Origin of the sequence: Pseudomonas sp. NBRC 100443, from assembly GCF_030268185.1 — a bacterium.
Taxonomy (GTDB): Bacteria; Pseudomonadota; Gammaproteobacteria; order Pseudomonadales; family Pseudomonadaceae; genus Pseudomonas; species Pseudomonas citronellolis.
Genome location: NZ_BSQE01000030.1, coordinates 33,067 through 52,133, shown reverse-complemented (window position 1 = coordinate 52,133; position 19,067 = coordinate 33,067). Strand labels below are relative to the sequence as shown.

General features: G+C 70.2%; 16 protein-coding genes. 12 read left to right on the top strand and 4 right to left on the bottom strand.

Annotated features, from left to right (window positions below):
- Window positions 1-2: 2 nt before the first annotated feature.
- The 3 genes from QSJ95_RS28975 to QSJ95_RS28965 form a co-directional block, all read right to left on the bottom strand.
- Window positions 3-1,325 carry a citrate-proton symporter gene (locus tag QSJ95_RS28975; RefSeq protein WP_043314745.1) on the bottom strand — a complete coding sequence of 441 codons (1,323 nt, stop codon included), beginning with the start codon at window positions 1,323-1,325 and terminating at the stop codon, window positions 3-5.
- A gap of 43 nt (window positions 1,326-1,368) precedes the next feature.
- Window positions 1,369-2,535 (bottom strand): M20 aminoacylase family protein, encoded by a 1,167-nt coding sequence (locus tag QSJ95_RS28970; RefSeq protein ID WP_285647044.1) that lies wholly within the window; start codon window positions 2,533-2,535, stop codon window positions 1,369-1,371.
- A gap of 148 nt (window positions 2,536-2,683) precedes the next feature.
- On the bottom strand, window positions 2,684-3,775 hold the full coding sequence (locus QSJ95_RS28965; RefSeq protein ID WP_285647107.1) for a porin: 1,092 nt from the start codon (window positions 3,773-3,775) through the stop codon (window positions 2,684-2,686).
- Between the two features lie 297 nt (window positions 3,776-4,072).
- On the opposite strand from QSJ95_RS28965, the gene mdcA reads away from it, so the two are divergent.
- Genes mdcA through madM form a run of 9 tightly spaced genes read left to right on the top strand, consistent with a single transcriptional unit; the run spans window position 4,073 to window position 11,417 of the window.
- Window positions 4,073-5,734, top strand: a complete 1,662-nt coding sequence (gene mdcA, locus QSJ95_RS28960; RefSeq protein WP_285647042.1) for a malonate decarboxylase subunit alpha — start codon at window positions 4,073-4,075, stop codon at window positions 5,732-5,734.
- Window positions 5,734-6,609, top strand: coding sequence for a triphosphoribosyl-dephospho-CoA synthase (locus QSJ95_RS28955; protein ID WP_285647040.1), 876 nt, complete (start codon window positions 5,734-5,736; stop codon window positions 6,607-6,609). The genes mdcA and QSJ95_RS28955 overlap by 1 nt, the downstream gene beginning before the upstream one ends.
- A gap of 2 nt (window positions 6,610-6,611) precedes the next feature.
- Window positions 6,612-6,911 carry a malonate decarboxylase subunit delta gene (locus QSJ95_RS28950; RefSeq protein ID WP_285647038.1) on the top strand — a complete coding sequence of 100 codons (300 nt, stop codon included), beginning with the start codon at window positions 6,612-6,614 and terminating at the stop codon, window positions 6,909-6,911.
- Window positions 6,904-7,767 carry a biotin-independent malonate decarboxylase subunit beta gene (locus QSJ95_RS28945; RefSeq protein ID WP_064583799.1) on the top strand — a complete coding sequence of 288 codons (864 nt, stop codon included), beginning with the start codon at window positions 6,904-6,906 and terminating at the stop codon, window positions 7,765-7,767. The genes QSJ95_RS28950 and QSJ95_RS28945 overlap by 8 nt, the downstream gene beginning before the upstream one ends.
- Window positions 7,764-8,570, top strand: a complete 807-nt coding sequence (mdcE, locus tag QSJ95_RS28940) for a biotin-independent malonate decarboxylase subunit gamma (protein ID WP_285647034.1) — start codon at window positions 7,764-7,766, stop codon at window positions 8,568-8,570. The genes QSJ95_RS28945 and mdcE overlap by 4 nt, the downstream gene beginning before the upstream one ends.
- Window positions 8,571-8,587: 17 nt before the next feature.
- A complete protein-coding gene (locus QSJ95_RS28935; RefSeq protein ID WP_285647030.1) occupies window positions 8,588-9,256 on the top strand; it encodes a malonate decarboxylase holo-ACP synthase in 669 nt (222 codons plus the stop codon).
- Window positions 9,253-10,185, top strand: a complete 933-nt coding sequence (gene mdcH, locus QSJ95_RS28930) for a malonate decarboxylase subunit epsilon (protein WP_058071364.1) — start codon at window positions 9,253-9,255, stop codon at window positions 10,183-10,185. Before QSJ95_RS28935 ends, mdcH begins: the two co-directional genes overlap by 4 nt.
- A gap of 49 nt (window positions 10,186-10,234) precedes the next feature.
- Window positions 10,235-10,651, top strand: coding sequence for a malonate transporter subunit MadL (gene madL / locus QSJ95_RS28925; protein ID WP_043314736.1), 417 nt, complete (start codon window positions 10,235-10,237; stop codon window positions 10,649-10,651).
- Between the two features lies 1 nt (window position 10,652).
- Window positions 10,653-11,417: a malonate transporter subunit MadM gene (gene madM, locus QSJ95_RS28920; RefSeq protein ID WP_043314735.1), complete on the top strand. Its 765-nt coding sequence runs from the start codon at window positions 10,653-10,655 to the stop codon at window positions 11,415-11,417.
- Between the two features lie 35 nt (window positions 11,418-11,452).
- Here the strand turns inward: madM and QSJ95_RS28915 are convergent, their stop codons facing one another.
- Window positions 11,453-12,424: a LysR family transcriptional regulator gene (locus QSJ95_RS28915; RefSeq protein ID WP_116423646.1), complete on the bottom strand. Its 972-nt coding sequence runs from the start codon at window positions 12,422-12,424 to the stop codon at window positions 11,453-11,455.
- A gap of 534 nt (window positions 12,425-12,958) precedes the next feature.
- Between QSJ95_RS28915 and QSJ95_RS28910 the strand changes: the two genes are divergently transcribed.
- From QSJ95_RS28910 to QSJ95_RS28900, 3 genes are read left to right on the top strand one after another with little or no spacing between them, the layout of a single operon-like run.
- Window positions 12,959-14,293, top strand: a complete 1,335-nt coding sequence (locus tag QSJ95_RS28910; protein ID WP_285647025.1) for a carbohydrate porin — start codon at window positions 12,959-12,961, stop codon at window positions 14,291-14,293.
- A gap of 59 nt (window positions 14,294-14,352) precedes the next feature.
- On the top strand, window positions 14,353-16,479 hold the full coding sequence (locus QSJ95_RS28905; protein ID WP_285647023.1) for a TonB-dependent receptor family protein: 2,127 nt from the start codon (window positions 14,353-14,355) through the stop codon (window positions 16,477-16,479).
- A 44-nt stretch (window positions 16,480-16,523) separates the two neighbouring features.
- Window positions 16,524-18,935, top strand: a complete 2,412-nt coding sequence (locus QSJ95_RS28900) for a glucose/quinate/shikimate family membrane-bound PQQ-dependent dehydrogenase (RefSeq protein WP_064583785.1) — start codon at window positions 16,524-16,526, stop codon at window positions 18,933-18,935.
- Window positions 18,936-19,067: the final 132 nt, after the last annotated feature.

Here is a 19,067-nt window from a genome sequence, read left to right as displayed (position 1 = left end):
ATTCACAGGCTCCGGGCAGTGGCGGAAAGGGTAGCGCGGGCGCGGCGCCGGGCCAGGGCCTCGGGCGCGCCTTCGCGGAGGAAGGCCAGGGCGAACAGGCCGATCAGCGAGGCCGCCAGCACGTACCAGGCCGGCGCCACCGGGGTGCCGCCGACCTTTGTCAGCCAGGCGACGATGAACGGGGCGAAGCCGCCGAACAGCATCACCGCCACGTTGTAGGCCAGGGCCAGGCCGGTGGAGCGCACGCGGGTGGGGAACTGCTCGGCCACGGCGGTGGGCGCCGGGCCGTAGCTGATGCCGATCAGGCTGCACAGCACCAGCTGCATCACCAGCAGGTTGCCGATGCTCGGCGCGCCGGCCACCCAGGCGAACAGCGGGTAGACCAGCAGGGTGAAGCCGAGCATGCCGGCGAACAGCACCGGGCGCCGGCCGTAGCGGTCGGAGAGGGCGCCGGCGACGGGGATGATCACGGTCATCAGCGCCACCGCCAGCATCTGCACCATGAACACCTGGTCCAGCGGCAGGCCCAGCTGGGTGTGGGCGAAGGTCGGCATGTTCACCAGCACCACGTAGAAGGCCACGGTGCCGTTGATGGTCGAGCCCATGGTCACCAGCACCGCGCGGCGGTGCTCGCGCAGCACCTGGCGCAGGCCCACGGGTTTTTCCTGGCTGCTGGCGCGGACGAAGTCCTCGGTCTCTTCCATGTGCCGGCGCATCCACAGCCCCACCGGGCCGATCAGCAGGCCGAGCAGGAAGGGCACGCGCCAGCCCCAGGCGTCCAGCGCCTCGGGCGACAGGTTGTGGGTGACCAGCGCGCCCATGCCGGCGCCGGCGAACACCGCCAGGCACTGGCCGAACAGCTGCCAGGCGCCGTACAGGCCGCGGCGGTTGGCCGGCGCCGACTCCACCAGGAAGGCCGTGGCGCTGGCGTATTCGCCGCCGGTGGCGAAGCCCTGCAGCATGCGCGCGACGACGATCAGCGCCGGCGCGCCGACGCCGATGGCGGCGTAGTCCGGGGCGAAGGCGATCAGCGCGATGGCCAGGGTCATCAGCGCGATGATCAGCTGCATGGCCGCCTTGCGGCCCTTGCGGTCGGCGTACATGCCCAGCAGCACGCCGCCCACCGGGCGCATGAAGAAGCCCACGCCGAAGGTGGCCAGGGCCATCAGCAGCGAGGCGTAGGCGCTTTCGGCGGGGAAGAACAGCCGGGCGATCAGGCTGGAGAGGAAGCCATAGACGATGAAGTCGTACCACTCGAGGGCGTTGCCGATCACGGCGGCCGCCACCTGGTGGTTGCGCGACACGGCGCGGGAGGAGGTCTGCATCACGGGGTGCTCCAGAAAGGGGGAGGGCAGCTCGGTAAGGCGCTCAGGGGCGCAGCCAGCGCTCGGCCAGCGCCGCCCAGTAGGCGGCGCCGCGCACCAGGATGGCGTCGTTGAAGTCGTAGGCCGGGTTGTGCACCATCGCCCCGGCGCCGTTGCCGATGAACAGGTAGCTGCCGGGGCAGCGCTGGAGCATCCAGCCGAAGTCCTCGCTGCCCATCACCGTGGGCGCCTCGCGCACTTCGTCGGCGCCCACCAGTTCGAGGCCGACTTCGCGGGCGAAGGCGGTTTCCGTCGCCGTGTTGACCAGCACCGGGTAGGCCGGGCGGTGCTCGACCTGTGCCGTGCAACCGTAGCTCTGCGCCTGGCTGTGGATGATCGCCTGCACCCGCTCCAGCACCTGCTCGCGCACCTTGGCGTCGAGCGCGCGCAGGCTCAGGCGCAGCAATGCCTGCTGCGGGATGACGTTGGCCGCCTCGCCGGCCTGCAGCGCGCCCACGGTGACCACCGCGGCCTGCTGCGGGTCGACGTTGCGCCCCACCACGGTCTGCAATGCCATCACCACGCTCGCCGCCGCCACCAGTGGGTCGACGCTCAGGTGCGGCATCGAGCCGTGGCCGCCGACGCCTTCGATGCGCACTTCCAGCAGGTCCTGGGAGGCCATCATCGGCCCGCTGCGGAAGCACAGGTGGCCGGCTTCCAGCCCCGGCATGTTGTGCATGCCGAACAACGCGTCGCAGGGGAAGCGCTGCAGCAGGTCGTCCTCCAGCATGGCCAGGGCGCCGCCCTGGCCTTCCTCGGCGGGCTGGAAGATCAGCGTCAGGCTGCCCTGGAAGTTGCGCGTGGCGGCCAGGTAGCGAGCCGCGCCGAGCAGCATCGTGGTATGGCCGTCGTGGCCGCAGGCGTGCATGCGCCCGCTGTGGCAACTGCTGTAGGGCAGGCCGGTGGCCTCCTCGATGGGCAGCGCGTCCATGTCGGCGCGCAGGCCCAGGCGCCGCGGCGAGTCGCCGTTGCGCAGCACGCCGACCACGCCGGTGCGGCCGACGCCGCGGTGCACCTCGTAGCCCCACTGGCCGAGCAGGTCGGCCACCAGGTCAGCGGTGCGGCGTTCTTCGAAGCCCAGTTCGGGGTGGGCGTGGATGTCCTGGCGCAGGGCCTTGAGTTCGTCGGCGCTGTCGTTCAGCCAGGCGAGGATGTGAGCGTGGCGGGGCATGTGGGGCTCTCCCGGGGTAGCCGGACTGGAGTCCGGTCTTGTTGGCGGTTGCCGGCGGCGGGGCCGCCGGCTCGGATGGCTACCAGCAAAGCGCGGGCGCCGTGAGTGGGCAATGCGCGTTGGTTCCACCCTGTGGAACCGCGCGCGCTCAGAAGTGGTAGTAGATGCCGATGGCCACGCTGGACGGGTCGTCGCCGGCCTGCTCCACGGGGATGCCGGCATAGCTCACGGCGGCCTGGCGCTGGTTGTCGATCAGCGCCACGCGGCCATACAGCGCCAGGTTCGGGCGCAGGAAGTGGTCGTAGCCGAGCATCACCCCGGTGGCGTCCTGCTCGCCGCTGTCGACGTTGCGCCGGGTGGCCACCAGCCGCGCCAGGTCGCGCTCGCCCACCGGCAGCATGAAGCCGAGGGTCCAGGCGGTCATGCTCGGGGTGCCGTGGTAGTCCACGTCCTGGCGCTGCCAGGTGAGGTTGGAGGAGAAGGGGCCGAAGTCGTAGAAGGCCGAGGCGCTCTTGAACACGTTGTGCGTCTGCCGGCTGCGCCCGCCGTCGTCCCACGGGTCGCTCAGGTAGTCGTTGTAGGAGCCGAGCAGGATCAGCCGGCTGTCGCGGTACTGCAGGCTCACGCCCTTGCCGCGCACCGTGCGCCCGGAACTGGCGGCGTCGTCGAAGCCGAAGCTCATGGCGCTGCCGAGGCTGAAGCCGTGGTAGCTCGGCGTGGTGTAGGCGAGGGTGTGCTTGGGCCGCACGTCCAGGTAGTAGGCGCCCTTGCCGCGCGGCGGCAGGGTGAGGAAGGTGTAGGGCGAGCCGTACACGGCGAGGAAGGGGTCGGCGTAGGTCGGCGTGCTCATGTTGTAGGTCTTGCCGAACTCCAGCTTGCCGTAGTTGCGCGTGCGCAGCGCCACCAGCGCCAGGCGCAGCGCGCCGACCTGCTTCCAGTGCTGCTCCAGGGCCTGGCCGTTGAGGTTGAAGCCTTCCTCGACGTCGGCCTCCAGCACGGTGTCCTCGTCCAGCGACTTGCGCAGGTACAGGCCCAGCTTGTTGGTCCAGGCGCCGCCGCCTTCCAGGCGCCAGCCGGAGTGGTGGTCGGAGTCGTGGTAGTCGCTGAAGACGTCGAGGGTCCCGTAGACCCTGGCCTTGTCGTCGAAACCCTTGTCGATGTTGTAGTAGCCGAAGCCCGAGGCGATGCGGCCGATGCCGGGGAAGCCCTCGGCCTGGGCCGCGAAGGGGGCGGCCAGCAGGACGGCGAGGAGGAACGGGGAAGGTTTGCGGTGGTGAGCTTGGGTGTGCACGGCGCGGATTCCTGGTTGTGGTTGTTGTAGGCAGGTACCGGGGCGGCTGCGGGGCCGCCGTCGCCTTTCCAGCAGAATCCGGACGGGGCCGGCGCGGCAATGCACAGCGGTTCCATGGCGCGGAACCGCTGGCAGGCTGGGTCAAACGTTACGCTCAGGTTAACGATCGTGCGCCGCGCTTGATTGATGCAGCGGGCGGCGGGTCCCTAAGGTGCGTCCACGACAGCAGCGTTCGTGGAGGTTCCGATGATCCAGACATCCCCCCCGCCCCAGTGGTCGCGGCGGCGCGCCGAGAAAGCGCGACGCCTCGAACGGGTGCGCCACCTGGCCGACGGCGCGGTGCTGCCGCGCGAGCACCTGGTGCGCGCCCTGGAGGCGCTGATCGCCCCGGGCGACCGTGTGGTGCTGGAGGGCAACAACCAGAAGCAGGCCGACTTCCTCTCGCGCAGCCTGGCCCGGGTGGACCCGGGCAAGGTCCACGACCTGCACATGATCATGCCCAGCGTCGGCCGCCCCGAGCACCTGGACCTGTTCGAGCTGGGCATCGCGCGCAAGCTCGACTTCTCCTTCTCCGGCCCGCAGAGCCTGCGCATCGGCCAGTTGCTGGAGGATGGGCTGCTGGAGATCGGCGCCATCCACACCTACATCGAGCTGTACTCGCGCCTGGTGGTGGACCTGATTCCCAATGTCGCCCTGGTGGCCGGCTTCATCGCCGACCGCGAAGGCAACCTCTACACCGGCCCCAGCACCGAGGACACCCCGGCGCTGGTGGAGCCCACCGCCTTCAGCGACGGCATCGTCATCGCCCAGGTCAACCGCATCGTCGACGATCCGCGCGACCTGCCGCGGGTGGACATCCCGGCCAGCTGGATCGACTTCGTGGTGGAGGCCGACCGGCCGTTCTACATCGAGCCGCTGTTCACCCGCGACCCGCGCCACATCAAGCCGGTGCACGTGCTGATGGCGATGATGGCGATCCGCGGCATCTACGAGCGGCACAACGTGCAGTCGCTGAACCACGGCATCGGCTTCAACACTGCGGCCATCGAGCTGATCCTGCCGACCTACGGCGAGTCCCTGGGGCTGAAGGGCAGGATCTGCCGGCACTGGACGCTCAACCCGCACCCGACGCTGATCCCGGCCATCGAGAGCGGCTGGGTGGAAAGCGTGCACTGCTTCGGCACCGAGCTGGGCATGGAGCGCTACATCGCCCAGCGCCCGGACGTGTTCTTCACCGGCCGCGACGGCTCGCTGCGCTCCAACCGCATGTTCTGCCAACTGGCCGGGCAGTACGCGGTGGACCTGTTCATCGGCGCCACCCTGCAGGTGGACGGCGACGGCCATTCCTCCACCGTCACCCGCGGCCGCCTGGCCGGCTTCGGCGGCGCCCCGAACATGGGCCACGACCCGCGCGGCCGGCGGCATTCCACCCCGGCCTGGCTGGACATGCGCCCCGAGCCCGAAGCCCTGCTGGAACGCGGCAAGAAGCTGGTGGTGCAGATGGTCGAGACCTTCCAGGACGGCGGCAAACCCACCTTCGTCGAGCAACTGGACGCGGTGGACGTGGCGCGCAAGGCCAACATGCCGCTGGCGCCGGTGATGATCTACGGCGACGACGTCACCCATGTGCTCACCGAGGAAGGCATCGCCTACCTGTACAAGGCGCGCTCGCTGGAGGAACGCCGGGCGATGATCGCCGCGGTGGCCGGCATCAGCCCCATCGGCCTGCGCCACGACCCCAAGGACACCGAGCGCATGCGCCGCGAAGGGCTGATCGCGCTGCCCGAGGACCTGGGCATCCGCCGCGCCGACGCCAGCCGCGAACTGCTCGCGGCCAAGAGCATCGCCGAACTGGTCGGCTGGTCCGGGGGCCTGTACGAGCCGCCGGCGCGCTTCAGGAGCTGGTGATGGCCCAGGCATACGAACTCGAACCCCGCGTCGGCCTGGGCGAGCGCCTGGCCGACCTGGCGGTGGACGCGCTGATCGACGAAGCCGAGCTGTCGCCCAAGCCGGCGCTGGTGGACCGTCGCGGCAGCGGCGCCCACAGCGACCTGCACCTGGGCCTGATGCAGGCCTCGGCGCTGAGCCTGTGGCCGTGCTTCCAGGCCATGGCCGAGGCCGCGCAAGCCCATGGCGAAATCGGCCTGCCGCTGCGCGAAACCCTCGGTCGCCTCGGCCGCGAAGGCGAGGCGGACATGCTGCGCACCACGGCGGGGGTGAACACCCATCGCGGCGCCATCTGGGCCCTGGGCCTGCTGAGCGCCGCCGCCGCGCTCGACACTTCGCGGCTGGCGGCCGAAGCGGTGGCCGCCCGCGCCGGGCGCATCGCCGTGCTCGCCGACCGCGCCCAGCCGCAACTGCCCAGCCATGGCGCCAGGGTGCGCCAGCGCTACGGCGTCGGCGGCGCCCGCGAGGAAGCCCAGCTGGGCTTCCCCCGCGTGGTGCTGCACGGCTTGCCGCAACTAAGGCGCAGCCGCGCGGCCGGCGCCGGCGAGCAGAACGCCCGGCTCGACGCGCTGCTGGCGATCATGGCTGTGCTCGACGACACCTGCGTGCTGCACCGCGCCGGCAGCGCCGGCCTGCAAGCCATGCAGGGCGGCGCGCGGGCGGTGCTCGATGCCGGCGGCAGCGCCAGCCTGGCCGGGCGTCGCCAACTGCGCGAGCTGGACCGCGCGCTGCTGGCGCTCAACGCATCCCCCGGTGGCGCTGCCGACCTGCTCGCCGCCTGTCTCTTTCTGGATCGCCTGCCCGCCGCGCTCGGCGGGTGGGCCGGGAGCCTCTGACCATGGAAACCCTGTCCTTCGAATACCCCGCCACTTCGTCGGTGCGCGGCCGCGCCCTGGTGGGCTGCGTCGGTTCCGGCGACCTGGAGGTGCTGCTGCAACCGGCCGCGGCCGGCGCCCTGAAGATCGAGGTGGTGACCTCGGTGAACGGCAGCGCGCCGCGCTGGCAGCAACTCTTCGAGCGGCTGTTCGCCGCCGTGCCGGCGCCGGCCGCGAAAATCTGCATCCACGATTTCGGCGCCACCCCCGGCGTGGTGCGCCTACGCCTGGAACAGGCACTGGAGGAGGCCGGCCATGAGTGACGTCGCCCAACTGCTGGCCCTGCGCAGCTTCACCGAACTCTCCGCCCGCCAGCGCGCCCGCGAACTGCTGGACGCCGGCACTTTCCGCGAACTCATCGACCCCTTCGCCCGCGTGCAGTCGCCCTGGCTGGAAGGGCAGGGCATCGTGCCCCAGGCCGACGATGGCGTGGTCATCGCCCGCGGCACCCTGGACGGCCAGCCGGCGGTGGTGGCCGCCATCGAAGGCGCCTTCCAGGGCGGCAGCATGGGCGAGGTCAGCGGGGCGAAGATCGCCGGCGCCCTGGAACTGGCCGCGGAGGACAACCGCAAGGGCATTCCCACCCGCGCGCTGCTGTTGCTGGAAACCGGCGGCGTGCGCTTGCAGGAGGCCAACCTGGGGCTGGCGGCCATCGCCGAAATCCAGGCGGCCATCGTCGACCTGCAGCAGTACCAGCCGGTGGTGGCGCTGGTCGCAGGCCCGGTCGGCTGCTTTGGCGGCATGTCCATCGCCGCCGGGTTGTGCAGCTACGTGCTGGTCACCCGCGAGGCGCGCCTGGGGCTCAACGGCCCGCAGGTGATCGAGCAGGAAGCCGGCATCGAGGAATACGACTCCCGCGACCGTCCGTTCATCTGGAGCCTCACCGGCGGCGAGCAACGCGCCGCCAGCGGCCTGGCCGATGCCTGCCTGGCCGATGACCTGGCGACCCTTCACCAGGCGGTGCGCGACTACTTCGCCAAGGGCCTGCCGGCGCACCCGCGCAGCCGCCGCGCGCGGGACTTCCTGGCGCGCCTGGAAAGCCTCGATACGAGCGAGCAGATCGACGCCGCCGGCGTGCGCCACCTCTACGCCGGCCTGAACCAAGGAGACGCGCAATGAGCCAAGCACCTTCTTCCCGCGGCCTGGCCTGGTTCCAGGCGCTGGCCGGCGAACAGCCCGCGCGGGCGCAGGACGGCGCCTCGCTGCGGGTGGCCGACGCCGAGCTGGACGGCCAGCCGCTGCGCTACCTGGCGGTGATTGCCGATGCGCAGAATCCCTTCCCCCGCGCCTGCAACGGCGAGGTCGGCCTGCTCGAAGGCTGGCGCCTGGCTGCGGCGGTGGACGAGGCCATCGAGGCCGACCGTGATGCGCCGCGCAAGCGCGCCCTGGTCGCCATCGTCGACGTGCCCAGCCAGGCCTACGGCCGCCGCGAGGAAGCCCTGGGCATTCACCAGGCGCTGGCGGCGGCGGTGGACGCCTATGCCCGCGCGCGCCTCGCCGGCCACCCGGTGATCGGCCTGCTGGTGGGCAAGGCCATGTCCGGCGCCTTCCTCGCCCACGGCTACCAGGCCAACCGGCTGATCGCGTTGCGTGATGCGGGGGTGATGGTCCACGCCATGGGCAAGGCCGCCGCCGCGCGCATCACCCTGCGCAGCGTCGAGGAACTGGAACGCCTGGCCGCCACGGTTCCGCCGATGGCCTACGACATCGACAGCTACGCCTCGCTCGGCCTGCTGTGGGACAGCCTCGAAGTGCCGTCCATAGACGCGCCCGGCGAAGCGGACGTGGCCCAGGTGCAAGCCAGCCTGCGCCGCGCCCTGGACGATATCGCCGGCGCCCCGCGCGACCTGCGCGGCCGCCTCGGCGCAGCCAACCGCGCGGCCTCCAGCCGCGTGCGCGAACTGCTGCGCGAGCAGTGGTGAGAACTCAGGAGCGGGCCATGGCCATCGTCGATAGCTCACAGCGGGGTTCGCGCCGGGACCGGCCAGCTCCTGACCTTTTCCGCGCCCACGACCTGCTCTGGGGCATGGGCGCCGAACACTTGCCGGAGGATGCACCGGCCTGGGCGAGCGAAGTGCTGGCGGCCGGTTGGCCGGTTGTCGTGCGCCGCGCGCCGGCACGGGATGGCTGGGTGGCCGTCGGCCTGCGCGGGCGGAGCCGCGAGCAGCGCTGGGCGGGTTGGCTGCTGGTAGCCGCGGTGCAGCGTTGCTCCATGCCCGAAGCGTTGCGCCAGGTCGCGCCGCAACGCGAGCTGCCCACCTGGCAGGCCCTGCGCCAAGTGCGCGAAGTGCTGGACGCCAGCGGCCTGGCCTGGGGCATCACCGGCGGCGCCGGCTTCGAACTGGCCACCGGCGTGCCGGTGCTGCACGACGCCAGCGACCTCGACCTGCTGCTGCGCACTCCGCAGCCGTTTTCCCGCGATGCGGCCCGCGCGCTGCTCGCCGAACTGAACCAGGCCGCCTGCCGCATCGACCTGCAACTGCAGACCCCCGCCGGCGGCCTGGCCCTGGCCGAATGGGCCGGGGAGGGCGCCCGCGTCATGGTCAAGGGCGACCAGGCGCCGGTTCTGCTGGCCGATCCCTGGGCGCGTGCCGAGGTGGCCGCATGAGCAGCTTCTTCGCCTTCCCCGGGCAGGGCGCGCAGTACTCCGGCATGCTCTCGGCCTTGCCCGGCGAGCCGGAAGTGCGCGCCTGCCTGGAAGAGGCGGCGGACGTGCTCGGCCAGTCCATGGCCAGCCTGGAAAGCGCCGAGGCCCTGGCCTCTACCCGCGCCGTGCAGCTGTGCCTGTTGATCGCCGGTGTCGCCGCGGCACGCCTGCTCGGCGCACGCGGGCATCGGCCGGCGATGGTGGCCGGGCTGTCCATCGGCGCCTATCCGGCCGCCGTGGTCGCGGGTGCCCTGGCCTATGCCGACGCCCTGCGCCTGGTCGCCCTGCGCGGCGAGCTGATGCAGCGGGCCTGGCCCAGCGGCTACGGCATGAGCGCCATCCTCGGCCTGGAACAGGCGCAACTGGAGCCGCTGCTGGCCCAGGTGCACAGCGCCGAGCGCCCGGTCTACCTGGCCAATATCAACGCCGAACGGCAACTGGTGGTGGCCGGCAGCGACGAGGCCCTGCAAGCCATCGCCGAACTGGCCCGCGCCCAGGGCGCCAGCGCGGCGAAGCGCCTGGCGGTCAGCGTGCCCTCGCACTGCGAACTGCTGGCCGAACCCGCCGCGCGCCTGGCCGAAGCCTTCGCCGGCGTGCAACTGAAGCGCCCGCGGCTGCGCTACCTGAGCAGCAGCACGGCGCGCCTGGTCATGGAGCCGGCGGCCCTGGCCGCGGACCTCGCCTGGAACATGGCGCGCCGCGTGGAGTGGCGCGCGACCCTGCGCAGCGCCTACGAGCGCGGCGCCCGCCTGCACCTGGAGCTGCCGCCCGGGCGCATACTCAGCGGCCTGGCCAAGCCCTGCTTCGGCGCCGCCGCCATCGCCTTCGACGGTGCCCGCGCGGACACCCTGGACGCGCTGCTGCGCGAGGAGGAACGCCGCGACCCCTGAGCCGGTCCCAAATACCCCCAACCCCAACGACCAACCGAGGACAACAACAATGATCATCTACGGTGTCGCTTTACTGTCTGCCTGCACGCTCGCCGGCGTGATCCTGGGCGATCTGCTGGGCGTGCTGCTCGGCGTGCAATCCAACGTCGGCGGCGTCGGCATCGCCATGCTGCTGCTGATCTTCGCCCGCCTGGCGATGCACAAGCGCGGCGGGCTGAGCAAGGAATGCGAGTTCGGCGTGGGCTTCTGGGGCGCCATGTACATTCCCGTGGTAGTCGCCATGGCCGCGCAGCAGAACGTGGTCACCGCCCTGCACGGCGGCCCGGTGGCGCTGCTCGCGGCGATCGGCTCGGTGCTGGTGTGCGGCGCGACCATCGCGCTGATCAGCCGTACCCACCGCGGCGAGCCGCTGCCGCGCGAGGACCGAGCCGAAGACCTGGGCGCCGCCCCGGTGGGAGGGCGCTGAGATGTGGCAGATCGTCGAGAACGCGCTCATCCATAACGGCCTGGTCACCGCCTTCGCGGTGGTGGGCGTGATCATGTGGGTGTCGGTGCTGATTTCCCGCCACCTGACCTTCGGCCGCGTCCACGGCTCGGCCATCGCCATCCTCATCGGCCTGGTGCTGGCCTGGGTCGGCGGCACCCTCAGCGGCGGGCAGAAGGGCCTGGCCGACCTCTCGCTGTTCTCCGGCATCGGCCTGATGGGCGGGGCCATGCTGCGCGACTTCGCCATCGTCGCCACGGCCTTCGAGGTGCAGGCCACCGAGGCGCGCAAGGCCGGGCTGATCGGCGCGGTGTCGCTGCTGCTGGGCACCATCCTGCCGTTCATCGTCGGGGTGATCGTGGCCTGGTCGTTCGGCTACCGCGACGCGGTGAGCATGACCACCATAGGCGCGGGCGCGGTCACCTACATCGTCGGCCCGGTCACCGGCGCGGCGCTGGGCGCCAGTTCCGACGTGATGGCGCTGTCGATCGCCACCGGGCTGATCAAGGCCATCCTGGTGATGGTCTTCACTCCGGTTTCGGCGCGCCTGCTGGGCCTGGACAACCCGCGCTCGGCGATGGTCTTCGGCGGCCTGGCCGGCACCGTCAGCGGCGTCACCGCCGGGCTCGCCGCCACCGACCGGCGCCTGGTGCCCTACGGCGCGCTGACCGCCACCTTCCACACCGGCCTGGGCTGTCTGCTCGGCCCGTCGCTGCTGTACTTCTGCGTGCGCGGCCTGGTGGGTTGAGCTAGTGGCCGGCTGAGAAAAGCGGGCGGGGCGCCTCAGGCCCCCGCCCGCGCCGCTTCCTGCTCGTGGCGCATGCTGTACATGCGGCATTCGGCGAGCAGCGCCAGCAGGTTCGGGTCGCGCTCCTTGGCGCGCAGGAACACCACGCCGATGCGCTGCTGCAGGCGGTAGCGCGCCTGCAGCGGAATCAGCTTCACGCGGTTCTCGTACACCGCCTCGATGCGCTTGGGCAGCAGCGCGTAGCCCACCCCGGAACTGACCATGCTGAGCAGGGTGAAGATGTCGTTCACCTGCATGGCGATGTGCGGCTCGAAGCCGGCCTGGCGGAACACCCGCACGCCGTCCTGGTGGGTGGCGAAGCCCTGGGCGAGGGTGACGAAGGGCGCGTCCTTCAGGCTGGCCAGGTCGATCTCGGCCTGCTCGGCATAGGGCGAATCCACCGGCACGGCGAGGAAGATGTCGTCGGAGAACAGCGGCAGCTGCTCGCAGTCGGGGTCGGCCACGCTCTCGTTGAGCGACACCAGGATGGCGTCCAGCTCCATGTTCTTCAACTGGTAGAACAGGTCGACGTTGGAGCCGAGGATGAGATCGATGTTCAGCTCGCTGCGCCGCAGCTTCAGGCCCATGATCAGCTGCGGCACGGTCTTCACCGTCAGCGAATAGAGCGCGCCGAGCTTGAAGCGCTCGGCGGAGAAGCCGGCGGCCTCGCGGGTGAGGCGCACCGTCTCGTTCACGTCCTGCACCAGCTTCTGCGCGCGTTCCTCCAGCACGAAGGCGCTTTCCAGCGGCGTCAGCGTGCGCCCCTCGTGCTTGAACAGCGGGCAGCGCAGGGCGCTTTCCAGGGAGTGGATGGCGCGGTGCACGCTGACGTTGCTGGTGCCCAGCTCGGCGGCGGCGCGGGCCAGGTTGCCGGTGCGCATGAAGGCCAGGAAGACTTCCAGCTTCTTCAGCGTCAGCTCTTCGTCGATGCGCGGCGTGGGCGCGCTGGCCGTGTCAGCGCGGGGCATGGCGGCCTCGGGCGGCGTGCGGAAGGGGCATGGGGATTCTCGCTTCGTCGATGGCCCGGCCAAGGTAGCGGAGCCGGGCGCGGGCTGCCAGCGCCGTGCCGGTGGTGGTTTGGGGAGGTGTTTGGACAGCGCTGTCTTTTGCGCGCGGGAGGCTGCATGTCGCCGCAGGGCCCCGCAGGCGCGAACCTGTGGGCCGCCATTACCCTGATTTTCGTGCGGTTATTGAGGAAAATACTTCGCCAGCGGACTAGATTATTACGGGAAATGAAAAATAATATTGCCAGCCCTGCGTCTGGCCATTAGCCCGTGCGGGCAGTAACGTGCGCGTCGCCTTTGACCGGGCGTTTTTTTCATCTGCAAAAGATAGCGCTGTCTCAAGGCTGCGCAGATTTTCCGGGGCAGGGGGAATGGCCGCGCCAGAGCGCTGCGCCGGGCCCTGTTCTACAGTTTTCGTTTGGCCATGCGGCTCGCGCCCCGTTGGGGAGCGGGCCGGGTGGCGCTTTTCGCTTCAGGCTGCCAGGAGGAATAGCCCCCATGATCACCGCCCGCAATCTCGCCCCGGGGCTGGGGCTGCTCGCCCTGCTGGCCGGCGGCGCCCATGGCGACGAGGCTTTTTCCGCCGATTCGAAATGGGGCCTGGGGGATTGGGGCGGCATCCGCAGCGAGCTGCTGGAGAAGGGCTACGACTTCAAGCTGGACTACGTCGGCGAGGCCGCGGGCAACCTGCACGGCGGCTACAACGACGACAAGACTGCGCGCTACACCGACCAGTGGGCGCTGGGCACCCACCTGGACCTGCAGAAGATCCTCGGCTGGCACGGCGCCGAGTTCCAGCTGACGGTGACCGAGCGCAGCGGCAACAACCTCTCCAACGACCGCATCAGCGACCCGCGCGCCGGCCAGCTCAGCTCGGTGCAGGAAGTCTGGGGCCGCGGCCAGACCTGGCGGCTGACGCAGATGTGGTACAAGCAGACCTTCCTCGACGACGCCCTGGACATCAAGGTCGGCCAGTTCGGCGAGGGCGAGGACTTCAACAGCTTCCCCTGCGACTTCCAGAACCTGGCCTTCTGCGGCTCGCAGGTGGGCAACTGGGTGGGCGGCATCTGGTACAACTGGCCGGTGGCGCAGTGGGCGCTGCGGGTGAAGTACAACCTGAGCCCGGAGTTCTTCGTGCAGGTCGGCGCCTACGAGCAGAACCCCTCGAACCTGGAAACCGGCAACGGCTTCAAGCTCAGCGGCAGCGGCACCAAGGGCGCGATCCTGCCGATGGAGCTGGTGTGGTCGCCGAAGGTCGGCGGGCTGCCGGGCGAATACCGCCTGGGCTACTACTACAGCACCGCCAAGGCCGACGACGTCTACGAGGATGTCAACGGCCAGCCCCAGGCGCTGACCGGCAACGCCTTCAAGTCCCACGGCAGCAAGCACGGCTGGTGGGTGGTGGCGCAGCAGCAGGTCACCGCGCACGACGGCGACGCCGCGCGCGGCCTGAGCCTGTTCGCCAACTTCACCGTGCATGACCAGGCGACCAACAGCATCGACAACTACCAGCAGGTGGGCGCGGTCTACAAAGGCCTGTTCGATGCGCGGCCGAAGGACGACATCGGCCTGGCGGTGGCGCGCATCCACATCAACGACGATGTGACCAGGCACCAGAAGCAGATCAACGCGGTGTCGGGCATCGACGACTACGACAAACCGCTGTTCCAGCCGGTGCAGCACAGCGAATACGACGCCGAGCTGTACTACGGGGTGCACGTCACCAACTGGCTGACGGTGCGGCCGAACCTGCAGTACATCAAGCATCCCGGCGGCGTCTACGAGGTGGACAACGCCCTGGTCGCCGGCCTGAAGATCCAGTCCAGCTTCTGAGCCGCCCAGTCATCACCAAGGCCCCGGCCAGCGCCGGGGCAGGGAGCAGGAACCCCAGCATGCCCTTGCGTTTTCGCCCGCTCAGCCTCGCCATGACCCTGCAGCCGCCGCTGCTGCTCTGGGGCCTGAGCACCGGCACCTTCGCCCTTGCCGCGGACAGCGCCGTGCCCGCCGACGAGGTGTTCGCCCCGATGGTCGTCACTGGCACCTACGCGCCGGTCTCCAGCTTCGACCTGCCGTTCTCCATCGACACCGTGCAGCAGCCGCAGATCGGCGACGGCCAGCTCGGCGTCAACCTCTCCGAAGTGCTGCCGCGGGTGCCCGGCCTGGTGGTGCAGAACCGCCAGAACTACGCCCAGGACCTGCAGATTTCCTCGCGCGGCTATGGCGCGCGCTCGGCCTTCGGCATTCGCGGGCTGAAGCTGCTCAGCGACGGCATCCCGGCCAGCACGCCGGATGGCCAGGGCCAGGCGGCGACGCTGAACCTCGACGTGGCCGACCGCATCGAGGTGCTGCGCGGCCCGGCCTCGACCATTTACGGCAGCAACGCCGGCGGGGTCATCCAGATGTTCAGCCGCGATGGCTCCGGCCCGCCGAAGGTGGGCGCCGAAACCACCTTCGGCAGCGACGGCTTCAACAAGAACCACCTCTACGCCGAGGGCGGCAACGACAAGGCCGGCTTCCTCCTCGACGCCTCGCGCATGGACACCGACGGCTACCGCGACCACAGCGCCGCGCGCCGCGACCAGACCTTCGCCAAGCTCAACTTCAGGCTCGACGACGACAGCCGCCTGGCGCTGATCTACAGCAGCCTGGAGCAGAACGGCACCCAGGACCCGCTGGGCCAGACCTGGGCCGCCTACCAGCACGACCCGCGCTCGGTGGCGTCGGTGGCCGAGACCTACAACACGCGCAAAAGCATCGACCACCAGCAGGTGGGCATGAACTACGAGCGCTACTTCGGCGACGCCACCTTGCAGTTCAACCTGTACGCCGGGCAGCGCAGCGTCATCCAGTACCTGTCGATCCCCAGGGGCGTGGTCTCCAACACCCAGCGCGGCGGCGGCGTGGTGGACTTCGACCGCGAATTCCACGGCGGCACCCTGCGCTGGATCCAGCCGGTGCATGGGGTGCCCGGCGAGCTGACCGTCACCACGGGGGTGGACTACGACCGCAGCCGCGACGACCGCCACGGCTACCAGAACTACAGCGGCGACCTGCTGGGCGTGAAGGGCGAGCTGCGCCGCGACGAGGACGACATCGCCACCAGCCTCGACCCCTACGTGCAGGCGCGCTGGGAGCTGGGCGACTGGACCTTCGACGCCGGCCTGCGCCACAGCACCATGAAGATGGAGGTGGACGACCACTACCTGGCCAACGGCGACTCCAGCGGCTCGAAGAAGTACCAGAAGAACACCCCGTCGCTGTCGGTGATGTACGCCTTCACCCCCGAGCTGCACGGCTACGTCAGCGCCGGCAAGGGCTTCGAGACGCCGACCCAGGCCGAGATGGCCTACGCCCCGGGCCTGGTGGAAAGCTTCAACTTCGGCCTCGACCCGGCCACCAGCACCCAGTACGAACTGGGCCTGAAGGCCAAGGTCGGCGGCAACACGCGGGTCAACGCGGCGGTCTTCGAAATCCGCACCGACGACGAGATCGTCGTCGCCAGCTCCACCGGCGGCCGCACCAGCTACCAGAATGCCGGCAAGACCCTGCGCCGCGGCTTCGAACTGGGCGTGCAGAGCCAGCTCAGCGAACAGTGGGACGCGACCCTCGCCTACACCCGCCTGGAAGCCACCTACGACCAGGACTTCGTCGAGGGCGGCAACCTCATCGAGAAGGGCAACCACCTGCCCGGCGTGCCCGGCAGCAGCCTCTACGGCGAGCTGGTGTGGAAGCCGCGCCAGGACGTCAGCATGGGCTTCGAAGGGCAGTACCGCAGCAAGGTCTATGTTGAAGACAGCAACGAGGACAAGCCGGCGCCCAGCTACGCGGTGTTCAACTGGCGCACGCGCTTCGAACAGCGCTACGGCCCCTGGACCTTCCACCAGTTGCTGCGCCTGGACAACCTGCTGGACCGCCAGTACGTCGGCTCGGTCATCGTCGGCGACAGCAACGGCCGCTACTACGAGGCCGCCCCGGGGCGTTCCTGGTACGCCGGCGCTGGCCTCCAATACCAGTTCTGAACCCAAGCAGTACCCGCTCACTGAAAGACCGAAGGAGAACACGCATGAGCACTGACGGTGCGTTTGGCAGGCCACGCCTGCTGCCGAGCCTGCTCGGACTATTGCTGCTGCTGATGGGCCTGGCCCTGCTGGCCGGCGGCATCAAGCTGCTGAGCCTGGGCGGCTCGCTCTACTACCTGGTGGCCGGCGCGGTGCTGGCCGTGACCGGCGTGCTGCTGCTGCTCGGCCGCGCCGCCGCCATCGGCCTGTACGCGCTGTTCCTGCTGGGCAGCACCTTGTGGGCCTGGTACGAAGTGGGCCTGGACTGGTGGCAACTGGTGCCGCGCCTGGCGCTGTGGTTCGTGCTCGGCATCGTCCTGCTGCTGCCCTGGCTGCGCCGCCCGCTGCTGGCCGCGGGCCCGGCGCCCAAGGCCACTGCGCTGCTGGGCCTGGCCGTGGTGCTGGCCGGTGCCACCGCCATCGCCTCGCAGTTCACCAACCCGGGCCGCATCGAAGGGCGCATCGACCGCGCCAGCGCCGGCGTGCCCAACGCCGCCCCGGCGCAGCCCGAGGGCGACTGGCAGGCCTACGGGCGCACCGCCTTCGGCGACCGTTACTCGCCGCTCACGCAGATCAACCCGGACAACGTCCACCAGTTGAAGCTGGCCTGGACCTTCCGCACCGGCGACCTGCCCGGCCCGAACGACCCGGGCGAGACCACCGCGGAAAACACCCCGCTGAAGGTCAACGGCAAGCTCTACGTGTGCACCCCGCACAGCCAGGTGATCGCCCTGGACCCGGACACCGGCAAGGAACTCTGGCGCTTCGATCCCAAGCTGAGCACGCAGAACGCGGCCAACTTCAAGGGCTGGGCGCACATGACCTGCCGCGGCGTGGCCTACCATGACGAAGCCGCCTACGCCGCCAAGGCCGCCGACGGCACTACCGTCGCCAGCCCGGCGCCGGCCGCCGGCAGCTGCCCGAAACGCCTGTTCGTGCCCACCGCCGACACCCGCCTGATCGCCCTCGACGCCGACACCGGCAAGGTCTGCGAAGGCTTCGGCGACAAGGGCGAGATCGACCTGCGCGCCAACATCGGCAGCTTCACCGCCGGCGGCTACTACTCCACCTCGCCGCCGGCGGTGACCCGCGACCTGGTGATCATCGGCGGCCACGTCACCGACAACGTCTCCACCGACGAGCCTTCCGGGGTGATCCGCGCCTACGACGTGCGCGACGGCCACCTGGTGTGGAACTGGGACAGCGGCAACCCGGACGCCACCGCGCCGATCGCCGCCGACAAGACCTACACCCGCAACTCGCCGAACATGTGGTCGGTGGCCAGCGTCGACGAGAAGCTCGGCCTGGTCTACCTACCCATGGGCAACCAGATGCCCGACCAGTGGGGCGGCAACCGCACCCCCGAGGCGGAGAAGTTCAGCGCCGGCGTCACCGCGCTGGACCTGGCCACCGGCAAGGTGCGCTGGACCCACCAGTTCACCCACCACGACCTGTGGGACATGGACGTGGGCGGCCAGCCGACCCTGGTCGACCTGAAGACCGCCGACGGCATCAAGCCGGCGCTGCTGGCCTCGACCAAGCAGGGCAGCATCTACGTGCTCGACCGCCGCAACGGCGAGGCCATCGTGCCGATCAACGAAACCCCGGTGCCGCAGGGCGCGGTGGAAGGCGACCACACCTCGCCGACGCAGCCGATGTCCGAGCTGAACTTCATGCCGCCCACCGTGCGCGAGAAGGACATGTGGGGCGTGACGCCGTTCGACCAGATGCTCTGCCGCCTGGACTTCAGGTCGCTGCGCTACGAGGGCATCTACACCCCGCCGTCGCTGCAGGGCTCGCTGGTGTTCCCAGGCAACTTCGGGGTGTTCGACTGGGGCGGCGTGTCGGTCGACCCGGTGCGCCAGATCATGTTCGTCAACCCCGACTACATGGCCTTCAAGTCCAAGCTGGTGCCCCGCGAGGAAGTCGCCGGCGGCCCGGCCCGCAAGAGCGAGACCGAAGGCGTGCAACCCAACGCCGGCGCGCCCTACGGCGTGATCATGGCGCCCTTCCTGTCGCCCATCGGCCTGCCTTGCCAGGCCCCGGCCTGGGGCTACGTGGCGGCGGTGGACCTGACCACCCACAAAGTGATCTGGAAGCACAAGAACGGCACCGTGCGCGACAACTCGCCCCTCCCGCTGCCGCTGACCATGGGCGTGCCCAGCATGGGCGGGCCGATCACCACCGCCAGTGGCCTGGGCTTCCTCAGCGGCACCCTGGACCAGTACCTGCGCGCCTACGACATGCGCGACGGTAAGGTCCTCTGGGAAGGCCGCCTGCCGGCCGGCGCCCAGACCACGCCGATGACCTACACCGGCAAGGACGGCAAGCAGTACGTGCTGGTCATGGCGGGCGGGCATGGCTCCCTGGGCACCCGCCAGGGGGATTACGTGATGGCCTTCGCGCTGCCGGATTGAAGGCGGCGGCGCTGGAATGAAAGAACGCCCGCGGAGTGATCCGCGGGCGTTCTTGTTTGCAGAGTTGGCACAAGCAACTGTCTTGCCGGTTGCGCCGAGGCGCCCTTCGTAGGATGGGTTGAGCCTGCGAAA

Bases quoted from the DNA above. Each gene is read 5' to 3' on its own strand.
- QSJ95_RS28970 (WP_285647044.1), bottom strand. From the start codon at position 2,535: ATGCCCCGCCACGCTCACATCCTCGCCTGGCTGAACGACAGCGCCGAC.
- mdcE (WP_285647034.1), top strand. From the start codon at position 7,764: ATGAGCCAAGCACCTTCTTCCCGCGGCCTGGCCTGGTTCCAGGCGCTG.
- madM (WP_043314735.1), top strand. From the start codon at position 10,653: ATGTGGCAGATCGTCGAGAACGCGCTCATCCATAACGGCCTGGTCACC.
- mdcA (WP_285647042.1), top strand. From the start codon at position 4,073: ATGATCCAGACATCCCCCCCGCCCCAGTGGTCGCGGCGGCGCGCCGAG.
- QSJ95_RS28915 (WP_116423646.1), bottom strand. From the start codon at position 12,424: ATGCCCCGCGCTGACACGGCCAGCGCGCCCACGCCGCGCATCGACGAA.
- QSJ95_RS28945 (WP_064583799.1), top strand. From the start codon at position 6,904: ATGAGTGACGTCGCCCAACTGCTGGCCCTGCGCAGCTTCACCGAACTC.
- QSJ95_RS28975 (WP_043314745.1), bottom strand. From the start codon at position 1,325: ATGCAGACCTCCTCCCGCGCCGTGTCGCGCAACCACCAGGTGGCGGCC.
- QSJ95_RS28950 (WP_285647038.1), top strand. From the start codon at position 6,612: ATGGAAACCCTGTCCTTCGAATACCCCGCCACTTCGTCGGTGCGCGGC.
- QSJ95_RS28910 (WP_285647025.1), top strand. From the start codon at position 12,959: ATGATCACCGCCCGCAATCTCGCCCCGGGGCTGGGGCTGCTCGCCCTG.
- QSJ95_RS28955 (WP_285647040.1), top strand. From the start codon at position 5,734: ATGGCCCAGGCATACGAACTCGAACCCCGCGTCGGCCTGGGCGAGCGC.
- QSJ95_RS28905 (WP_285647023.1), top strand. From the start codon at position 14,353: ATGCCCTTGCGTTTTCGCCCGCTCAGCCTCGCCATGACCCTGCAGCCG.
- madL (WP_043314736.1), top strand. From the start codon at position 10,235: ATGATCATCTACGGTGTCGCTTTACTGTCTGCCTGCACGCTCGCCGGC.
- QSJ95_RS28900 (WP_064583785.1), top strand. From the start codon at position 16,524: ATGAGCACTGACGGTGCGTTTGGCAGGCCACGCCTGCTGCCGAGCCTG.
- QSJ95_RS28935 (WP_285647030.1), top strand. From the start codon at position 8,588: ATGGCCATCGTCGATAGCTCACAGCGGGGTTCGCGCCGGGACCGGCCA.
- mdcH (WP_058071364.1), top strand. From the start codon at position 9,253: ATGAGCAGCTTCTTCGCCTTCCCCGGGCAGGGCGCGCAGTACTCCGGC.